Below are 16,731 nucleotides of genomic sequence, written 5' to 3' on the forward strand. Positions count from 1 at the left end.
CAGTCGGCCTATGACCAAGTGGGAATACGCGACCGTGCCCCTTCTCGTGCACGCGACGAAGCAGATTCTGGACACCTGGGGCGAGGACGGCTGGGAGCTGGTCCAGGTCGTTCCCGGCCCGAACAACCCCGAGCAGCTCGTGGCCTACCTGAAGCGGGAGAAGCCGTAGTGGCGGGCGCCGTCGAGGCGAAGCTCGCCGAACTCGGGTTGACGCTGCCGGACGTCGTACCGCCGCTCGCCTCGTATCAACCGGCCGTCCAGTCCGGGGTGTACGTGTACACATCGGGCCAGCTGCCCATGGTGGAGGGCAAGCTTCCGGTCACCGGCAAGGTCGGTGCGGAAGTCACGCCGGACGAGGCCAAGGAACTGGCCAGGACCTGCGCGCTCAACGCGCTGGCCGCCGTGAAGTCGGTCGCGGGCGACCTGGACCGGATCAAGCGGGTCGTGAAGGTCGTGGGCTTCGTCGCCTCGGCCTCCGACTTCACCGGGCAGCCCGCCGTGATCAACGGTGCGAGCGAGCTGCTGGGCGCGGCGCTCGGCGACAAGGGCGTGCACGCGCGCAGCGCCGTGGGTGTCGCGGTGCTGCCGCTGGACGCGCCGGTCGAGGTCGAGGTGCAGGTCGAGCTGGACGGGGCCTGAGCCGCTGCCGCAGTGAGGCGGGTACCTCCGTGATCCGTGATCCCGTCCGGTCCGTGCGACCGGACGGGATCACGCGTTTCACGGCCCAGAGTCCACGCCTGAAGCCCGTCGCGCCCCGTGCGCCCCTTGCTGCCTCTCGAACATCGTCGCGGTTCCGGATAGCCTCCGGCCATGTCCAATGGTCAGTGGTACCCACCGGAATGGCCCGACCGGATCCGGGCACTTGCCGCAGGTGAGCTCACGGCCGCGACGCCCCGGCGCGCGGCCACCGTGATGCTGCTCCGGGACCCCGCTGACACCGAGGGCGGGCCCACCGTCCACATGCTGCGCCGCCGCACCTCCATGGCTTTTGCCGGGGGTGCGTACGCCTATCCGGGTGGCGGCGTCGACCCGCGCGACGACGACCGCCTCGTCGGCTGGGCCGGACCCGCGCTGGAGCTCTGGGCCGAGCGGCTCGGCGTCCGTACGGTCACCGAGGCGCAGGCCATCGTCTGCGCGGCGGTCCGCGAGACGTACGAGGAATCGGGTGTCCTCCTCGCCGGGCCGACCGCCGACACCGTCGTCAGCGACACCACGGGCGCCGACTGGGAGGCGGACCGCGAGGCCCTCGTCGCCCGCGAGCTGTCCTTCGCCGAGTTCCTGGACCGGCGCGGGCTCGTGCTCCGCTCCGATCTGCTCGGGGCGTGGGCGCGCTGGATCACGCCGGAGTTCGAACCCCGGCGCTACGACACATGGTTCTTCGTCGCCGCGCTTCCCGAGGGTCAGCGCACCCTCTCCCATGGCCCCGAAGGCACGGGAGGTGCCCCCTCCGCCTCCACCGAGGCCGACCTCGCGCTATGGATCTCCCCGGCGGAAGCCACCGACGGATACGACCGGGGCGAGCTGCTCATGATGCCGCCGACCGTGTCGACGCTGCGTCAGCTGCGCCCGTACGGCACCGCTGCCGAGGCGCTGAAGGCCGCGTCCTCCCAGGACCTCACTCCCGTACTCGCGCAGGCGCGGCTGGAGGACGGTGAACTGGTGCTGAGCTGGCCGGGGCACGACGAATTCACCAAGCACATCCCGACCGGAGATGGTTCCGCATGAGCGACGCAGCAGCGCTGCCCGGGCAGCCGCGCGGTGGGGTCCTCTCCGGCCCCGCGACCGCCCGTACGGTCAACGTTCTCGCCCCCAACGCCTCGGCGATGACGCTCGACGGCACCAACACCTGGATCGTCGCCGAGCCCGACTCCGACCTCGCGGTCGTCATCGACCCGGGCCCTCTGGACGACAGCCATCTGCAGGCCGTCATCGACACCGCAGAGCGCGCCGGCCGGCGGATCGGCCTCACGCTCCTCACCCACGGTCACCCCGACCACGCGGAGGGCGCGGCGCGCTTCGCCGAGCTGACCCGTACGACGGTGCGGGCGTTGGACCCGGCGCTGCGGCTCGGCGAGGAGGGGCTGACGACGGGCGACGTGATCACCACCGGAGGGCTCGAGTTGCGGGTGGTCCCGACCCCGGGGCATACCTCCGACTCGCTCTCCTTCCATCTGCCCGCCGACCGGGCGGTGCTGACCGGCGACACGATCCTCGGGCGTGGCACCACGCTCGTCGCGCACCCGGACGGGCGGCTCGGCGACTACCTCGACTCGCTGCGGCGGCTGCGCTCGCTGACGGTCGACGACGGGGTGCACACGGTGCTGCCGGGGCACGGTCCGGTCCTGGACGACGCACAGGGCGCGGTCGAGTTCTATCTCGCCCACCGCGCGCACCGGCTCGCCCAGGTGGAGACGGCGGTGGAGGCCGGGCACCGCTCGGCCACGGAGGTGGTGGCGTACGTGTACGCGGACGTGGACCGGTCTCTGTGGCCCGCGGCGGAGCTGTCGGTGCGGGCGCAGCTGGAGTATCTGGGCGAGCACGGGCTGATCTGAGCCGCTGTTACGCCCATGGCGCTGATATCGGGGCTGCGAGGCGCCGACACGTGGCCGAGCCACCGTGACGCGCGAGAGGCCCCGCCGTCCGGCGGGGCCTCTCGCGTCGTGAGGGGGGCTGGCTAGCGCGAACGCTTCGCCAGGCGCTCCACATCCAGCAGGATCACGGCGCGTGCCTCCAGGCGGAGCCAGCCGCGGCCCGCGAAGTCGGCAAGCGCCTTGTTGACCGTCTCGCGGGAGGCGCCGACCAGCTGGGCCAGCTCTTCCTGGGTCAGGTCGTGGACGACGTGGATGCCTTCCTCCGACTGGACGCCGAACCGGCGCGACAGGTCGAGGAGGGCGCGGGCGACACGGCCCGGCACGTCGGAGAAGACCAGGTCGGACATCTGGTCGTTGGTCTTGCGCAGTCGGCGGGCGACAGCGCGCAGCAGGGCCGTAGCCACCTCGGGGCGGGCGTTCAGCCAGGGCTGCAGGTCGCCGTGGCCGAGGCCGAGGAGCTTGACCTCGGTCAGCGCGGTGGCGGTGGCGGTGCGGGGGCCCGGGTCGAAGAGCGACAGCTCACCGATCAGCTCGCCGGGGCCGAGGACGGCCAGCATGTTCTCGCGCCCGTCGGGGGACGTGCGGTGGAGCTTCACCTTGCCCTCGGTGACCACGTACAGGCGGTCACCCTGGTCGCCCTCGTGGAAGAGAGCGTCGCCGCGTGCGAGGGTCACCTCACTCATCGAGGCGCGGAGCTCCGCGGCCTGCTCGTCATCGAGCGCCGCGAAAAGCGGGGCGCGCCGCAGAACGTCGTCCACGAGTTCTCTCCTTGTCGGCCTGTTCAGGGAACCGTGGTCCCCATCATGCCGGACGGTAAAACAGTGCGATCAATCACAAACCAGTTTGACGCACGGGCGCGCCCCATCGTGCGGCAGGGGGCCGATTGGGGATGGATCCACAGTGACCGGGGCGGATGTCAGTGCCTGGCTCTAGGCTGGCCGGGTGTCCAACAAGCCGGTGAGAGCGCAGGCCAAGGGGGTTGATGGGGTGTCGGAAGACCGTAATTCCGCTGTGGGCGAACAGTCTACGAGCCAACCGGCAAAAGCCGCAAAACGCCCACCCCGGGAGTCGGTGACGTCCGGCGGGTCCGGGAAGTCCAAGGGGTCCGCAAAGAAGGCCGGGGCATCGGCGAAGGCGTCCGGGGCGTCCGAGCAGACGGGCGGGGCAGCGGTGAGGCCGGGAAAGTCCGCGAAGCCGGAGTCGCACCTCGCGATGGTCCGCCGCGCCCGCCGGATCAACCGCGAGCTCGCCGAGGTCTATCCGTACGCCCATCCGGAGCTGGACTTCCGGAACCCCTTCGAGCTCCTGGTCGCCACGGTCCTCTCCGCCCAGACCACCGATCTGAGAGTCAACCAGACCACCCCCGCGCTGTTCGCCGCCTACCCGACCCCCGAGGACATGGCGGCGGCCGTCCCCGAAGAGCTGGAGGAGGTCATCCGGCCGACCGGCTTCTTCCGGGCCAAGGCCAGGTCGCTGATAGGGCTCTCCGCGGCCCTCAGGGACAACTTCGGCGGTGAGGTCCCGGGGCGGCTCGCGGACCTCGTCACGCTGCCCGGCGTCGGCCGCAAGACCGCCAATGTCGTCCTCGGCAATGCCTTCGGTGTCCCCGGCATCACGGTCGACACCCACTTCGGCCGGCTCGTCCGCCGCTGGAAGTGGACGGAGCAGGAGGACCCGGAGAAGGTCGAGGCGGAGATCGCCGCGATCTTCCCCAAGAGCGAGTGGACGATGCTCTCGCACCGCGTCGTCTTCCACGGCCGCCGCATCTGCCACGCCCGCAGGCCCGCCTGCGGCGCCTGTCCGATCGCCCCGCTCTGTCCCTCGTACGGCGAGGGTGAGACGGATCCGGAGAAGGCCCGGAAGCTCCTGAAGTACGAGATGGGCGGACAGCCGGGCCAGCGGCTGAGCCCGCCGCCCGACTACCCGGGCAAGCCCGCTCCGGCGCTGGGCGCCGGGTGACGGAGCGCCCTTCCGGAACGAAATGCGCGACCGCAGGCGTTGTGAGACGAGGGGTGCCTATGAAGACGCACGAACAGAGCCACGTGGAGGATCACTCCGCAGGCGTGGGCCGGGACGACGCGATCACCGTCTCGACGGACGGGCTGCCCGAGTGGCTCGAGCCCGTCGCCCTCGCCGCACCGACCATCGAGCCCCAGCAGCTCAGCCGCTTTCTGCCGCCCGAGAGCGGCGCCGGGCGGCAGTCCGCCGTCCTGGTCCTGTTCGGTGAGGGCGAGCGAGGGCCCGAGCTGCTCCTGATGGAGCGCTCGGGCTCACTGCGTTCCCACCCCGGGCAGCCCTCCTTCCCCGGGGGAGCCCTGGACCCCGAGGACGGCGACCAGGCGACCGCAGGACCGCTCAGGGCGGCTCTGCGGGAGGCCGAGGAGGAGACCGGACTCGATCCGCGCGGCGTTCAGCTCTTTGCTGTGCTGCCCCGGCTCTACATCCCGGTGAGCAGTTTCGTCGTCACGCCTGTACTTGGCTGGTGGCGGGCGCCGAGCCCGGTCGGGGTCGTCGATCCGGCCGAGACTGCCCGGGTCTTCACGGTTCCCGTGGCGGATCTCACTGATCCGGCCAATCGGGTGACGACGGTGCACCCCAGCGGTCACCGAGGCCCGGCATTCCTGGTCGAATCGGCACTGGTCTGGGGTTTCACCGCCGGGGTGATCGACCGCATTCTGCACTTCGCGGGCTGGGAGCGCCCCTGGGACGGGACCAGGCAGGTGCCGCTCGACTGGCGCGCATGACAGGCTGACTTCCGTGCTGGGCCGTTCGGGCCTGCCCGGTCCCAGCCGAACGAACGGGTCCGGTGACGAATCTGCGAGGCAATAGACGGTGAACGTGCTGGACATCCTGCTGCTGGCCGGCGCCGTGTGGTTCGCAGTGATCGGCTACCGCCAGGGCTTCGTCGTCGGCATCCTGTCGGTCATCGGCTTCCTGGGCGGCGGCCTGGTCGCCGTCTATCTGCTGCCGGTCCTGTGGGACCAGCTGACGGACGGCTCCGAGGTCTCCTCCATGGCCGCCGTGGTCGCGGTCATCATCGTGATCGTGTGTGCCTCCGTCGGCCAGGCCCTCACCACCCACCTCGGCAACAAACTCCGGCGGTACATCACGTGGTCGCCCGCCCGCGCCCTCGATGCCACCGGCGGCGCACTCGTCAATGTGGTCGCGATGCTGTTGGTGGCGTGGCTGATCGGTTCCGCGCTGGCGGGCACGTCGCTGCCGACGCTGGGCAAGGAGGTGCGTAACTCCTCGGTGCTGCTCGGCATTTCCCGAGTGATGCCCGCCCAGGCCTCCACCTGGTTCACGGACTTCTCCTCCGTCCTCGCGCAGAACGGCTTTCCGCAGGTCTTCAGCCCCTTCGCCAACGAGCCGATCACCGAGGTCAAGGCCCCGGATCCGGCCCTGGCCGGCAGCCCCGTCGCGGCCCGCGCCAAGCAGTCCATCGTCAAGGTCGTCGGTACGGCCCCGAGCTGCGGCAAGGTCCTCGAAGGCACCGGCTTCGTCTTCTCCGACCGTCGGGTGATGACCAACGCCCATGTCGTCGGCGGCGTCGACGAGCCGACCGTCCAGATCGGCGGCCAGGGGCGGCTGTACGACGCGAAGGTCGTCCTCTACGACTGGCAGCGCGACATCGCCGTACTCGACGTCCCGGATCTCGACGCGAAGCCGCTGAAATTCACCGCCACGGACCGCGACGCCGCGACGGGGAACGACGCCATCGTCGCGGGCTTCCCGGAGAACGGCTCGTACGACGTACGCTCCGCGCGTGTCCGCGGCCGCATCGAGGCCGACGGCCCGGACATCTACCACCGGGGCACCGTCCGCCGCGATGTGTACTCGCTCTTCGCGACGGTCCGCCAGGGCAACTCCGGCGGACCGCTGCTGACCCCCGACGGCAAGGTGTACGGGGTCGTCTTCGCCAAGTCGCTGGACGACCCCGACACGGGCTACGCCCTGACCGCCGACGAGATCCGCCAGGACATCGCCGACGGCCGCACCGCCAACCAGCAGGTCGACAGTCAGGCGTGTGCGCTGTAGGGAACGGACAGGGGTCGGCCCGGGTCCGATCCGTGTGATCAGGTCAGGACTGCGTCATCCGCGGGGATGGCGCAGCCGCGCCGAGACCCAGCGGGCCCGGCGGCGGAGAATGTGCGGAATGCCCAGCTGGGGATCATGCAGGTCATGCACACCGAGCACCCGGCCCCGAGGGCCGTCCCCCTCATGAATGCTCGGATCCGCCGTAGCGGTCGAGCGACGATTGCGTGCTGCGTCACCGAAGTCGTGCGTCCAGCCCATACCCCGACGTCTGCCCGTGCCTCATGGTCGGTAATCGTGCGGGCACCAGCCAATTGGCCTATGCGCCGGGCAATTGGCTGTTCGTCGGACAACTGTGCTCTTCCGGCCACCGGTTGATCGCGACCGGTTACCTGTTCGGCCACCCCCAGGGCCCGTCCCGGGGCTACCGGTCGGGCTCGGGATCCTTGAGCCAGTTGATGAGTTCGGTCGAGAAACCGGCCGGATCCTCCTCGTGCGGGAAGTGCCCCAGACCATCGAAAAGTCGCCAACGGTACGGCGCTTCGACGTACTCGCCGGACCCCGCCGCACTCCGCGTACGGGCCACCGGATCGAGCGAACCGTGCAGATGCAGCGTTGGCACCCGTACCGGTCGTTTCATTCGGCGGTTGAACTGGATGCCGTCCGGGCGCGCCATGGAGCGCACCATCCAGCGGTACGGCTCGATCGAGCAGTGAGCCGTCGACGGGATGCACATCGCACGCCGGTAGACGTCCACTGCCGCGTCGTCGGGGAACTCGGACGTCCGCGGCCCCGACCAGTCACGGATCAGCCGGCCCACCAAGGCCCCGTCGTCCGCGACGAGCTGACGCTCCGGCACCCAGGGGCGCTGGAAGCCCCAGATGTACGAGCCTGCCCGGGACTGCGCGAAGTCGGAGAGCATCGAGGACCGCCAGCGGCGAGGATGCGGCATCGAGGAGACCACCAGCCGGCGCACCAGCTTGGGCCGCATCACCGCGGCTGTCCAGGCGAGGTATCCGCCCATGTCATGACCGACCAGCGCCGCGTCCGGCTCACCGAGCGACCGGATCACGCCGGTGACGTCGAGGGCCAGGTTGGCGGGGTCGTACCCCCGCGGCGTACGGTCGCTGCCGCCCACCCCGCGCAGATCCATCGCGACGGCACGGAACCCGGCGTCGGCGAGCGCGGTCAGCTGATGGCGCCAGGTCCACCAGAACTGCGGGAAACCGTGCAGCAGCAGTACCAGAGGGCCGTCGCCCAGCTCGGCGATGTGGAAGCGTGCCCCGTTGGCCGCCACATCCCGGTGGATCCAGGGACCGTCGATCCGTACGGGACTGCCGGAGACGGAGGCAGGGCCTGTTGAGCCGGAGCCCGGGCCGGGGCCTGTGGGGCCGAATGCGCTGGAATCGGGGACGGTCATGTGGACGAGCGTGCCACAGCGGATGCATTGTCCTTGACCGCGGACTTCGCTCCGGCTTTCTCCGTCTGCGTGCTGCCCGAGGCGGTGACAGCCGGGAGACCGACACTCGCGGTGATCGCCGGACGCGGGTGCGGCTTGACGCCCTGCAGCACGGCCGCCGACAGCTTGGCCGACGCGATCGACTTCTCCGGCGGCTTGACCTTCTTGAACTTGGCCATGGCGATCAGCGCGAGCACGATCGCCAGCAGAATGAACGCACCGCCCACGATCAGGAACGACCAGGCGAGCCCGAGCCCCAGGTTGTGGATTCCGTACGCCGCCGCGAAGCTCAGCACCGGCAACGAGAACAGGATCAGCACTCCCGCGACGATGAACGCCACACTGCCGGTCGCACCCCGCTTGACGTCCTGCCGCACCTCGGCCTTGGCCAGGGCGATCTCGTCGTGCACCAGCGCGGACATCTCGGCCGTCGCCGAGGCGACCAGCTGCCCGAGACTGCGGTCGGCGCTGCCCGCGTAGTTGCCGGGGTCGCTCATCCCTGACTCCCTCTTCTGCTCTCCTGCTCAACACATCTGGTGTCAGATCATGCCGGACTGTCCGGCTTGCTGCTCGCCACCCCCGCCACTTGGGCAAGGCGCCGGTGCTCTGCGGCCTTCTTCTCGTAGATCGCGGCCATCCGGAGGTGGTACGCCGGATCGTCCTGTTCGTAGATGTCGGGTACCCCGTCCTCGTCCTCGTCGCGCTCCTCCGCCTCGTACAGCGCTCGATAGGTGCGTACCCGGAGTTTGAGCAGCACACCGGAGAACACGGCCGCTATCAGCGACCCCAGCAGCACGGCTGCCTTGATCTCGTTCTCGATGAACGCGTCGCCCTCGAATGCCAGCTCACCGATGAGCAGCGAGACGGTGAAGCCGATCCCCGCGAGTGAGGCGATTGCGAAGACGTCAGCCCAGGCCAGGTCCTTGTTCAGCTCCGCCTTGGTGAAACGGGCGGTCAGCCACGTACCGCCGAAGATGCCGACCGCCTTGCCGACGACGAGCCCCAGCACGACACCGAGCGTCTCGGGCCGCGTGAAGACACTCGCCACCGCGCCGCCGGAGAGCGGCACCCCGGCCGAGAACAGCGCGAACAGCGGCACGGCGAGACCGGCCGACAGCGGGCGTATCAGGTGCTCGATGTGCTCGCCGGGGGAGTGCTCCTCGCCCTCGCGCCGGGTGCAGCGCAGCATCAGCCCCATGGCGACACCGGCGATGGTGGCGTGGATGCCGCTGTTGTACATCAGTCCCCAGATGACCAGGGCGAGCGGGATGTAGACGTACCAGCCACGCACGTTCTTGCGCAGCAGGAGGTAGAAGACGGCGAGGCCGACGAACGCGCCGGCGAGCGCGGCGAGATCGATGTCGGCGGTGAAGAAGACCGCGATGATCAGGATCGCGAGGAGGTCGTCGACGACGGCGAGCGTGAGCAGGAAGGCGCGGAGCGCGGACGGCAGCGAGGTGCCGATGACCGCGAGCACAGCGAGTGCGAAGGCGATATCGGTGGCCGTGGGGACGGCCCATCCGGCGGTCGAACCGCCGCCGATCACCGTCACCAGCGTGTAGACGACGGCCGGCGCGGCCATTCCGCACACCGCGGCGATGACCGGCAGCGCGGCCGCCTTGGGATCGCGCAGCTCACCCGCGACCAGTTCGCGCTTGAGTTCGACGCCCGCGACGAAGAAGAAGACCGCGAGCAGCCCGTCGGCCGCCCAGTGCTGCACGGAGAGATTCAGTCCCAGGGACTCCGGCCCGAAGTGGAACTCGCTGAGGGCCCGGTAACTCGAGCCGAGGGTGTTCGCCCAGACCAGCGCCGCGATGGCGGCGCCCAGCAGGATGACTCCGCCGACGGTCTCGGTGCGCAGGGCGTCCGCGAGGTAGTTCCGCTCGGGGAGGGAGAGGCGCCCGAGGAAGGTCCGGTGCGACGGCGTGGGTGTGGGGGTGGGCGCGGCCACGAGTGGAGACCTCCGGGTCGGTACGGCAGCGATGGCATGGCTGATGCACTTGCCGACCAGACTTCCCGGCACACCCTGTGGAGATTTCTTGATGTGTTGTTGACGTTGCTGCCACTGTACCCGGGGTGTGCGGGGGCGTATCCAGTGATCTTCACCTTAAATGCCCCAGGGGCACCCGGCGCGTTGCCGGATGCCCCTGGGGTTCGTACACCTACGTCGGCCGGTGCTCCGGCCTTCTGCCTGTGCCTCTGTCAGTCCTCGGACGAAGACGCCGGCAGCTGAGTCTGGATGAGGTCCATCACCGAGGAGTCGGTGAGCGTGGTGACGTCGCCCAGCTCGCGGTTCTCCGCGACGTCACGCAGCAGACGCCGCATGATCTTGCCGGAGCGGGTCTTCGGCAGCTCGGCCACCGGCAGGATCCGCTTCGGCTTGGCGATCGGGCCGAGCGTGGCACCGACGTGGTTGCGCAGGTCCGCGACGAGTTCGTCGGAGGCGGACGCCGTGCCACGCAGTATCACGAACGCGACGATGGCCTGACCGGTCGTCTCGTCGGCCGCGCCGACCACGGCCGCCTCGGCGACGGACGGGTGAGACACGAGCGCCGACTCGACCTCGGTCGTCGAGATGTTGTGCCCCGACACGAGCATCACGTCGTCGACCCGGCCGAGCAGCCAGATGTCGCCGTCCTCGTCCTTCTTGGCGCCGTCGCCCGCGAAGTACTTGCCCTCGAAGCGCGACCAGTACGTGTCGATGAAGCGCTGGTCGTCACCCCAGATGGTGCGGAGCATCGCCGGCCACGGCTCGGTGAGGACGAGGTAGCCGCCCCCGCCGTTCTCCACCTCGTGGGCCTCGTCGTCGACGACGGTGGCGGAGATGCCGGGCAGGGCGCGCTGCGCCGAACCGGGCTTGGTGGCCGTGACACCGGGGAGCGGCGAGATCATCATCGCGCCGGTCTCGGTCTGCCACCAGGTGTCCACGATCGGGCACCTGTCGGCGCCGATGTGCTTGCGGTACCACATCCACGCCTCGGGGTTGATCGGCTCACCGACCGAACCGAGGACCCGCAGCGAGGACAGGTCGAACTTGGCGGGGATGTCGTCGCCCCACTTCATGAACGTACGGATGGCGGTCGGGGCGGTGTACAGGATCGTGACGCCGTACTTCTGCACGATCTCCCAGAAACGCCCCTGGTGGGGGGTGTCGGGCGTGCCCTCGTACATGACCTGCGTCGCGCCGTTGGCCAGCGGTCCGTACACGATGTACGAGTGCCCGGTCACCCAGCCGATGTCGGCCGTGCACCAGTAGACATCGGTCTCCGGCTTGAGGTCGAAGACCGCGTTGTGGGTGTACGCGGCCTGAGTGAGGTAGCCGCCGGAGGTGTGCAGGATGCCCTTCGGCTTACCCGTCGTACCCGAGGTGTAGAGGATGAAGAGCGGCTGCTCCGCCTCGAAGGCCTCGGGGGTGTGCTCGGCGGACTGGCGGCCGGTGATCTCGTGCCACCAGATGTCGCGGCCCTCGGTCCACGCGATGTCCTGGCCGGTGCGCCGCACCACGAGGACATGTTCGACGCTGTCGAAACGGGATACGGCGTCGTCGACCGCGGGCTTCAGCGCCGACGGCTTGCCGCGGCGGTAGCCGCCGTCGGCGGTGATGACGACCTTGGCGTCCGCGTCCTGGATGCGGGCGGCGATGGCGTCGGCGGAGAAGCCGCCGAAGACCACCGAGTGCGTGGCGCCGATGCGGGCGCAGGCCAGCATCGCGACGGCGGCCTCGGGGATCATCGGCAGGTAGACGGCGACCCGGTCGCCCTTGCCGACACCGAGCCCGGTGAGGGCGTTGGCGGCGCGGGAGACCTCGTCCTTCAGCTCCGCGTAGGTGATCGCGCGGCTGTCGCCGGGCTCACCCTCGAAGTGGATGGCGACCCGGTCGCCGTTCCCCGCCTCGACATGGCGGTCCACACAGTTGTACGCGACGTTCAGCTTGCCGTCCGCGAACCACTTCGCGAAGGGCGGATTGCTCCAGTCGAGCGTCTCGGTCGGCTCCGTGGCCCAGGTCAGGCGCCGGGCCTGCTCGGCCCAGAAGCCCAGCCGGTCCGCCTCGGCCTGCTCGTACGCCTCGGCTGTGACGTTGGCGTTCGCGGCCAGATCGGCGGGCGGTGCGAACCGCCGCTCCTCCTTGAGCAGATTGGCCAGGCTTTCGTTGCTCACGACATCTCCCATTCCCAGGGTGTCCGTTGTGTCCCGGGGCATAGCTCATCAGGCCAGGGGCCGGGTGACAAGTGTCTGCCAGGAATTGGTTTAGACCTGTGTTTTCGTGTATAGGGCACGGTCCCGCCCCCCCACCTGCGATGCGGTGCAGCACAGTGCAATGCGGAAGCGGGACCACAAGGTCTCACGGACCCGAGGTGCGTGCGGTTCAGGCGCTTGTACGTTCCAACTCGCCGGAACCGGAAGGATCGCCGGGGCCCACGTGGGCGAAGACCTCGTCGATACATGTACCGGCGCTCGCGCCCTCGGTCAGGAGGTATGCCTGCGCCTCACCGACATGGAAGTACATCCCGTGGAGCTGCAGTGTGCCCTCGGCGAGTCGCCGCGATACCGATTCGTGGGCGCGCAGATGGTCCAGCTGCTGGACCACGTTGGTGAGGCAGAGCTGCTCCACGGCATCGGCGGGCAGCCGGCCGGAGATTCGCGCCCAGGCGCGATGCCGGGACGCCATCCGTTCCAGGCTCGGCAGACCGTGCCGCAGCCACCGCCACAGGGACGTGTGTGGGTTGTCCGGCTTGGCGCCCAGCAGTGCCTGCATCGCGCCGCAGCCGGAATGGCCGCAGACGGTGATGGACTCCACCTGCAGCACGTCCACCGCGTACTCGATCGCGGCGCCCACCGAGTCGTCGCCGGCTTCCGCGCCCGGCGGGGGCACCAGATTGCCGACGTTCCGCACGGTGAACAGGTCTCCCGGACCGCTGGCCGTGATCATGCTGGTGACCAGACGGGAGTCCGCGCAGGTGATGAAGAGCTGGGAGGGGCGCTGCCCCTCCCGGGCCAGCCGGGCCAGCTCCTCGCGCACCAGCGGAGCCGTGTTGCGCTGGAACGAACTCAGACCACTGACCAGCCGGTGCGCGCCGGTCCGACGGGGGGTGGCGGGGAGGGCGGTGGATGAAGGAGTGCCGGGAATGGGTTCGGCGGCTGGGGCCGCGGCCCTTGGGGTCGGCGTTGAGCTGCTCGTGACGTCGGTCATGGTGTCGGCCGCCGTGGTGTCGGTTGTTCCGGGGCTGGGGCTGGGGGTGGCATGGTGCTCTCTGCCGGCGCCGGCTCGCGTGCCGCGGTGGTGGACGCTTTCCTGTTCGGGCCGGCCGTGGCAGTGGTGATTGCGCCACGGCGTCCAGGGGCGGCAGCAGGAGTGCGCCGCCGAGGCAGGCTCGGCGATCCGGCCCCCGGATCTGCCGGTGAAGACGACCCGGCCGCCCTGGGCGGTCTGCGCGTTGCTCCAGTCCTGGATCGTCTCGTATGCCGCATGGTCCATGAAGAAGCCGTCCAACTCGACGACTGCATCGCCGCCTTGGGGAAGCCGGCCGAGCGTTCGGCTGAGCCGTGGAACCGCGAGGAACGTCAACTGTCCACGCACAACCACGAGATGCTGTCCACCCTGATCCGTCGCCGTGATCCGTGTCCGGGTCAGCCGGTGCAGAGCGATGACGACGGCCACCGCGATGCCGAGCGCCACACCTTTCAGCACACCGAAGAGCACCACGCCGGTGATCGTCGCCCCGTAGACCGGGAATTCGCGGTGCTTGTGAACATTGCGGATATGGGCGTAGCTCACCATCTGGATGCCGACCATCATCACCAGCGCGGCGAGCGCGGCCAGTGGGATCCACTCCAGCGCCGTGACCAGCAACCCGGCGGCGAGCAGGACCCAGACACCGTGCAGGACGGTGGAGGCGCGACCGGTGGCCCCGGCTCGTACATTCGCCGAACTGCGCACCGCGCCCCCTGACACCGGCAGCCCGCCCAGCAGGCCGGCCAGGACATTGGAGACGCCCTGGCCGCGCAATTCGCGGTCGAGGTCGGAGCGCCTGACCGGCGGGGCGGTCGGGACTGCCGGGGCGGGAGACTCCGTGCTCTGCCGCCCGGCGCGGTCGGTGGTCAGCTTGTCCACCGCGACCGCCGCGAGCAGTGATTCGAGGCTGGCCACCAGCGTCACGGTGAACACGGCGGTGGCGAGGGCGAGTACGGGGCCCTGCGGAAGTTCGGGCAGGGCGTGCGACCGCCAGGAGGGCAGATCCACCCGGGCGACGCCGGGAGCCGCCACCGCCGCCACCGCTGTGGCGATCGCCACCGAGGCGAGGGCCGCCGGAATTCTCCGGACCGCCCGCCCGATCCGCCCGGGGAGCCGTGGCCAGGCCATCAGGATGGCGATGGTCAGCCCGCCGACGAGAGGGGCGGCCGGGCTGAGCCGGTCCAACAGGGCAGGCAGTGCGAGGGCGTTCTCGACGGCTGAGCTCTGGGGTGAGCCGCCGAGCACGATATGCAGCTGGGCCAGCGCGATGGCCACGCCGATACCCGCCAGGGTGCCGTGCACGATGGCGGGACTGACGGCGAGAGCGCTGCGCGCCGCACGCACCGCGCCCAGCAGGATCTGCAGCAGCCCGGCGCCGATGGTGATCGCGCAGGTGGTGCGCCAGCCGTAGATCTGGAGCAACTCGGCTGTGACCACGGTCAGTCCGGCGGATGGACCGCTGACCTGAAGGGGGGTGCCACCGAGCAGTCCGGCGACGATGCCGCCGACGGCCGCGGAGACGAGTCCGGCCTCCAGTGGGGCGTCCATGGCCACGGCGAGGCCGAGCGATATGGGGACGGCAATGAGAAAGACAGTGATCGATGCGGACAGGTCGGCGCCCGCGATACGGAATCGTCCGCCGCGACGCGGCGGTGGCGGGCTGTGAGGTCGCTTGATTCCCGGGCCGTTGGACTGGCGCCAACTGCGGGACGTGTGGTCATCACGAGTGGGGACGCAGGCAGACATGTTCCCGTCTCCTCCGGGGCGGCGCGGTCGCGGAACGTGGGGGACGCGGCCGTGGGTCACGGCGTGCAGCGGCGGGATTTCTCAACTCTCAGTAAATAGATCGTAATGGAGAGTAAAGAATGGTGTCGACGATTAAGGGCAAATGGGCCAGCGAATCACCCATTCACGTGAATAAGCAGCTTTTCGTACGGCGTGTCGTGTTGATTCGCTCAGGTCGCGTGCGAACGTGCCCGTACCGTGTCGGCGCATTCCATGCAAATTACCCGAAAAGGAAGAGGGTGGGCGGATGATGGCCGCCACGAAAAGGGCCGCCCTGGGTGTCATGGCCGTCGCGCTCGTTGCGGCAGTCGCCGGCTGTTCCGGCTCGGGTTCCGGTTCGACTTCGGGTTCGGCTCACGGGGCTGCTGGGCCGGGTGCGGAGAAGGGGGCTGCCGGACCTAAGGGGAACGCCCCCGAGAAGGCCTTCCGGCTCATCGGTGACGGCTCGACCTCCTTCACCGGCAGCCAGCCGAAGCAGCCCGTGCCGCTACGCCTGGCGCCTGGTCAGACGCCTCCGCAGTTCGTGGTGTTCTCCTGGGACGGCGTGGGTGGGGACAGCCAGGAGCTGTTCTCCCACTTTCGCGAGGTCGGCAGGAAGTACCACGCGAACATGACGTACTTCCTCAGCGGCGTGTACATGCTGCCGGAGGAGAAGCGGGAGCTCTACGACCCGCCGAAGCACAACGCGGGCAGCTCCGACATCGGCTTCAGCGACATCAAGGGGATCAGGGACACCATTACCCAGATCCGGGGCGCCTGGCAGGACGGCGACGAGATCGGCACCCACTTCAACGGCCACTTCTGCGGCCCGAACGGCGGCGTCGGCACCTGGTCGGTCGCCGAGTGGAAGCGCGAGATCAGCCAGGCCAAGTCCTTCGTGAAGAAGTGGAGGACGAACGTCCCGGACCTCGCGGACGAGAAGCCGCTGCCCTTCGACTACGACACGGAGCTGGTCGGCGGCCGCACCCCCTGTCTGGAGGGGCGGAAGAACATGGTGGCCGCAGCGCGGTCGATGGGCTTCCGCTACGACTCCAGCGGCTTCGGCAAGCAGGTCTGGCCGAAGAAGAGGGGCGGCGTCTGGGACCTCTCCCTGCAACGCGTTCCGGTGCCGGGGCAGGGGTTCGAGACGCTGTCGATGGACTACAACTTCATGTCCAACCAGTCCGGGACGGCCATGCAGGGCGACCCGGACCAGTACGAGTACTGGGGTGACCAGATGCGCGACGGCCTGATCCAGGCCTTCGACCGGGCGTACGAGGGGAACCGGGCGCCGCTGATCATCGGCAACCACTTCGAGTCCTGGAACGGTGGCACGTACATGCGTGCCGTCGAGGAGACCATCGAGACGATCTGCACCAAGGAGGGCGTGCGCTGTGTCTCCTTCAGACAGCTCGCCGACTGGCTGGACGCCCAGGACCCGGCGACGCTGGCGAAACTCCGCACACTCGACGTCGGCCAGGCGCCGAAGGAGGGCTGGGCGGCCCATCTCGCCGCCCAGGCCTCCGGAACGGCCGGGACTCCAGGGACCGTCAAGGCTCCCGGTGAATCCGACATGGAGCCGGTGGAGCACTGAAGCCCGTCGATCCGCCGCCCACCGGGTCGTCGGTGGACGGGGCTTCGAACGACCG

Annotated in this window: 15 protein-coding genes; 8 read left to right on the forward strand and 7 right to left on the reverse strand. The window is 69.6% G+C overall.

Features of this window, described 5'->3' with window-relative positions; translation table 11 throughout:
* Positions 1–10 precede the first annotated feature (10 nt).
* The 4 genes from OG395_RS29505 (at position 11) to OG395_RS29520 (ending at position 2,552) form a co-directional block, all read left to right on the forward strand.
* Positions 11–169 (forward strand): DUF4177 domain-containing protein, encoded by a 159-nt coding sequence (locus tag OG395_RS29505; protein ID WP_019992579.1) that lies wholly within the window; start codon positions 11–13, stop codon positions 167–169.
* Positions 169–639 (forward strand): RidA family protein, encoded by a 471-nt coding sequence (locus OG395_RS29510; RefSeq protein ID WP_266984217.1) that lies wholly within the window; start codon positions 169–171, stop codon positions 637–639. The genes OG395_RS29505 and OG395_RS29510 overlap by 1 nt, the downstream gene beginning before the upstream one ends.
* Positions 640–810: 171 nt before the next feature.
* Positions 811–1,725: an NUDIX hydrolase gene (locus OG395_RS29515; protein ID WP_327245631.1), complete on the forward strand. Its 915-nt coding sequence runs from the start codon at positions 811–813 to the stop codon at positions 1,723–1,725.
* Complete coding sequence (locus tag OG395_RS29520) at positions 1,722–2,552, forward strand: MBL fold metallo-hydrolase (protein WP_266984220.1); 831 nt, start codon at positions 1,722–1,724, stop codon at positions 2,550–2,552. Before OG395_RS29515 ends, OG395_RS29520 begins: the two co-directional genes overlap by 4 nt.
* A gap of 122 nt (positions 2,553–2,674) precedes the next feature.
* Here the strand turns inward: OG395_RS29520 and OG395_RS29525 are convergent, their stop codons facing one another.
* Positions 2,675–3,349 (reverse strand): Crp/Fnr family transcriptional regulator, encoded by a 675-nt coding sequence (locus OG395_RS29525; protein ID WP_030925113.1) that lies wholly within the window; start codon positions 3,347–3,349, stop codon positions 2,675–2,677.
* A gap of 313 nt (positions 3,350–3,662) precedes the next feature.
* On the opposite strand from OG395_RS29525, the gene nth reads away from it, so the two are divergent.
* The 3 genes from nth (at position 3,663) to OG395_RS29540 (ending at position 6,629) form a co-directional block, all read left to right on the forward strand.
* Positions 3,663–4,550 (forward strand): endonuclease III, encoded by an 888-nt coding sequence (nth, locus tag OG395_RS29530; RefSeq protein ID WP_327245632.1) that lies wholly within the window; start codon positions 3,663–3,665, stop codon positions 4,548–4,550.
* 59 nt (positions 4,551–4,609) lie between these two features.
* A complete protein-coding gene (locus tag OG395_RS29535; RefSeq protein WP_327245633.1) occupies positions 4,610–5,335 on the forward strand; it encodes an NUDIX hydrolase in 726 nt (241 codons plus the stop codon).
* 88 nt (positions 5,336–5,423) lie between these two features.
* A complete protein-coding gene (locus OG395_RS29540; protein ID WP_327245634.1) occupies positions 5,424–6,629 on the forward strand; it encodes a MarP family serine protease in 1,206 nt (401 codons plus the stop codon).
* Positions 6,630–6,683: 54 nt separating this feature from the next.
* Here the strand turns inward: OG395_RS29540 and OG395_RS29545 are convergent, their stop codons facing one another.
* The 6 genes from OG395_RS29545 to OG395_RS29570 all read right to left on the reverse strand — a co-directional run bounded on the left by OG395_RS29545 (position 6,684) and on the right by OG395_RS29570 (position 15,064).
* Entirely contained in the window at positions 6,684–6,887 is a 204-nt protein-coding gene (locus OG395_RS29545) for a hypothetical protein (RefSeq protein WP_266984224.1), read from the reverse strand.
* Between the two features lie 163 nt (positions 6,888–7,050).
* Positions 7,051–8,046: an alpha/beta fold hydrolase gene (locus OG395_RS29550; RefSeq protein WP_327245635.1), complete on the reverse strand. Its 996-nt coding sequence runs from the start codon at positions 8,044–8,046 to the stop codon at positions 7,051–7,053.
* Positions 8,043–8,582 carry a phage holin family protein gene (locus OG395_RS29555; protein WP_327245636.1) on the reverse strand — a complete coding sequence of 180 codons (540 nt, stop codon included), beginning with the start codon at positions 8,580–8,582 and terminating at the stop codon, positions 8,043–8,045. The genes OG395_RS29550 and OG395_RS29555 overlap by 4 nt, the downstream gene beginning before the upstream one ends.
* Positions 8,583–8,629: 47 nt before the next feature.
* Positions 8,630–10,036 (reverse strand): Na+/H+ antiporter NhaA, encoded by a 1,407-nt coding sequence (gene nhaA / locus OG395_RS29560; RefSeq protein WP_327245637.1) that lies wholly within the window; start codon positions 10,034–10,036, stop codon positions 8,630–8,632.
* 251 nt (positions 10,037–10,287) lie between these two features.
* A complete protein-coding gene (gene acs / locus OG395_RS29565; protein ID WP_327245638.1) occupies positions 10,288–12,285 on the reverse strand; it encodes an acetate--CoA ligase in 1,998 nt (665 codons plus the stop codon).
* A 166-nt stretch (positions 12,286–12,451) separates the two neighbouring features.
* Positions 12,452–15,064: a bifunctional SulP family inorganic anion transporter/carbonic anhydrase gene (locus OG395_RS29570; protein ID WP_327245639.1), complete on the reverse strand. Its 2,613-nt coding sequence runs from the start codon at positions 15,062–15,064 to the stop codon at positions 12,452–12,454.
* 286 nt (positions 15,065–15,350) lie between these two features.
* Between OG395_RS29570 and OG395_RS29575 the strand changes: the two genes are divergently transcribed.
* Entirely contained in the window at positions 15,351–16,676 is a 1,326-nt protein-coding gene (locus OG395_RS29575; protein ID WP_327245640.1) for a hypothetical protein, read from the forward strand.
* The last annotated feature ends 55 nt before the right edge of the window (positions 16,677–16,731 follow it).

The organism is Streptomyces sp. NBC_01320, from assembly GCF_035974375.1.
GTDB lineage: Bacteria > Actinomycetota > Actinomycetes > Streptomycetales > Streptomycetaceae > Streptomyces > Streptomyces yanii.

What these genes read in the sequence shown, in the direction of transcription:
- OG395_RS29570 (WP_327245639.1), bottom strand. Translation starts at nt 15,064, where the DNA reads ATGTCTGCCTGCGTCCCCACTCGTGATGACCACACGTCCCGCAGTTGG.
- OG395_RS29555 (WP_327245636.1), bottom strand. Translation starts at nt 8,582, where the DNA reads ATGAGCGACCCCGGCAACTACGCGGGCAGCGCCGACCGCAGTCTCGGG.
- OG395_RS29505 (WP_019992579.1), top strand. Translation starts at nt 11, where the DNA reads ATGACCAAGTGGGAATACGCGACCGTGCCCCTTCTCGTGCACGCGACG.
- OG395_RS29550 (WP_327245635.1), bottom strand. Translation starts at nt 8,046, where the DNA reads ATGACCGTCCCCGATTCCAGCGCATTCGGCCCCACAGGCCCCGGCCCG.
- OG395_RS29535 (WP_327245633.1), top strand. Translation starts at nt 4,610, where the DNA reads ATGAAGACGCACGAACAGAGCCACGTGGAGGATCACTCCGCAGGCGTG.
- OG395_RS29515 (WP_327245631.1), top strand. Translation starts at nt 811, where the DNA reads ATGTCCAATGGTCAGTGGTACCCACCGGAATGGCCCGACCGGATCCGG.
- acs (WP_327245638.1), bottom strand. Translation starts at nt 12,285, where the DNA reads ATGCCCCGGGACACAACGGACACCCTGGGAATGGGAGATGTCGTGAGC.
- OG395_RS29575 (WP_327245640.1), top strand. Translation starts at nt 15,351, where the DNA reads ATGATGGCCGCCACGAAAAGGGCCGCCCTGGGTGTCATGGCCGTCGCG.
- OG395_RS29545 (WP_266984224.1), bottom strand. Translation starts at nt 6,887, where the DNA reads ATGGGCTGGACGCACGACTTCGGTGACGCAGCACGCAATCGTCGCTCG.
- OG395_RS29520 (WP_266984220.1), top strand. Translation starts at nt 1,722, where the DNA reads ATGAGCGACGCAGCAGCGCTGCCCGGGCAGCCGCGCGGTGGGGTCCTC.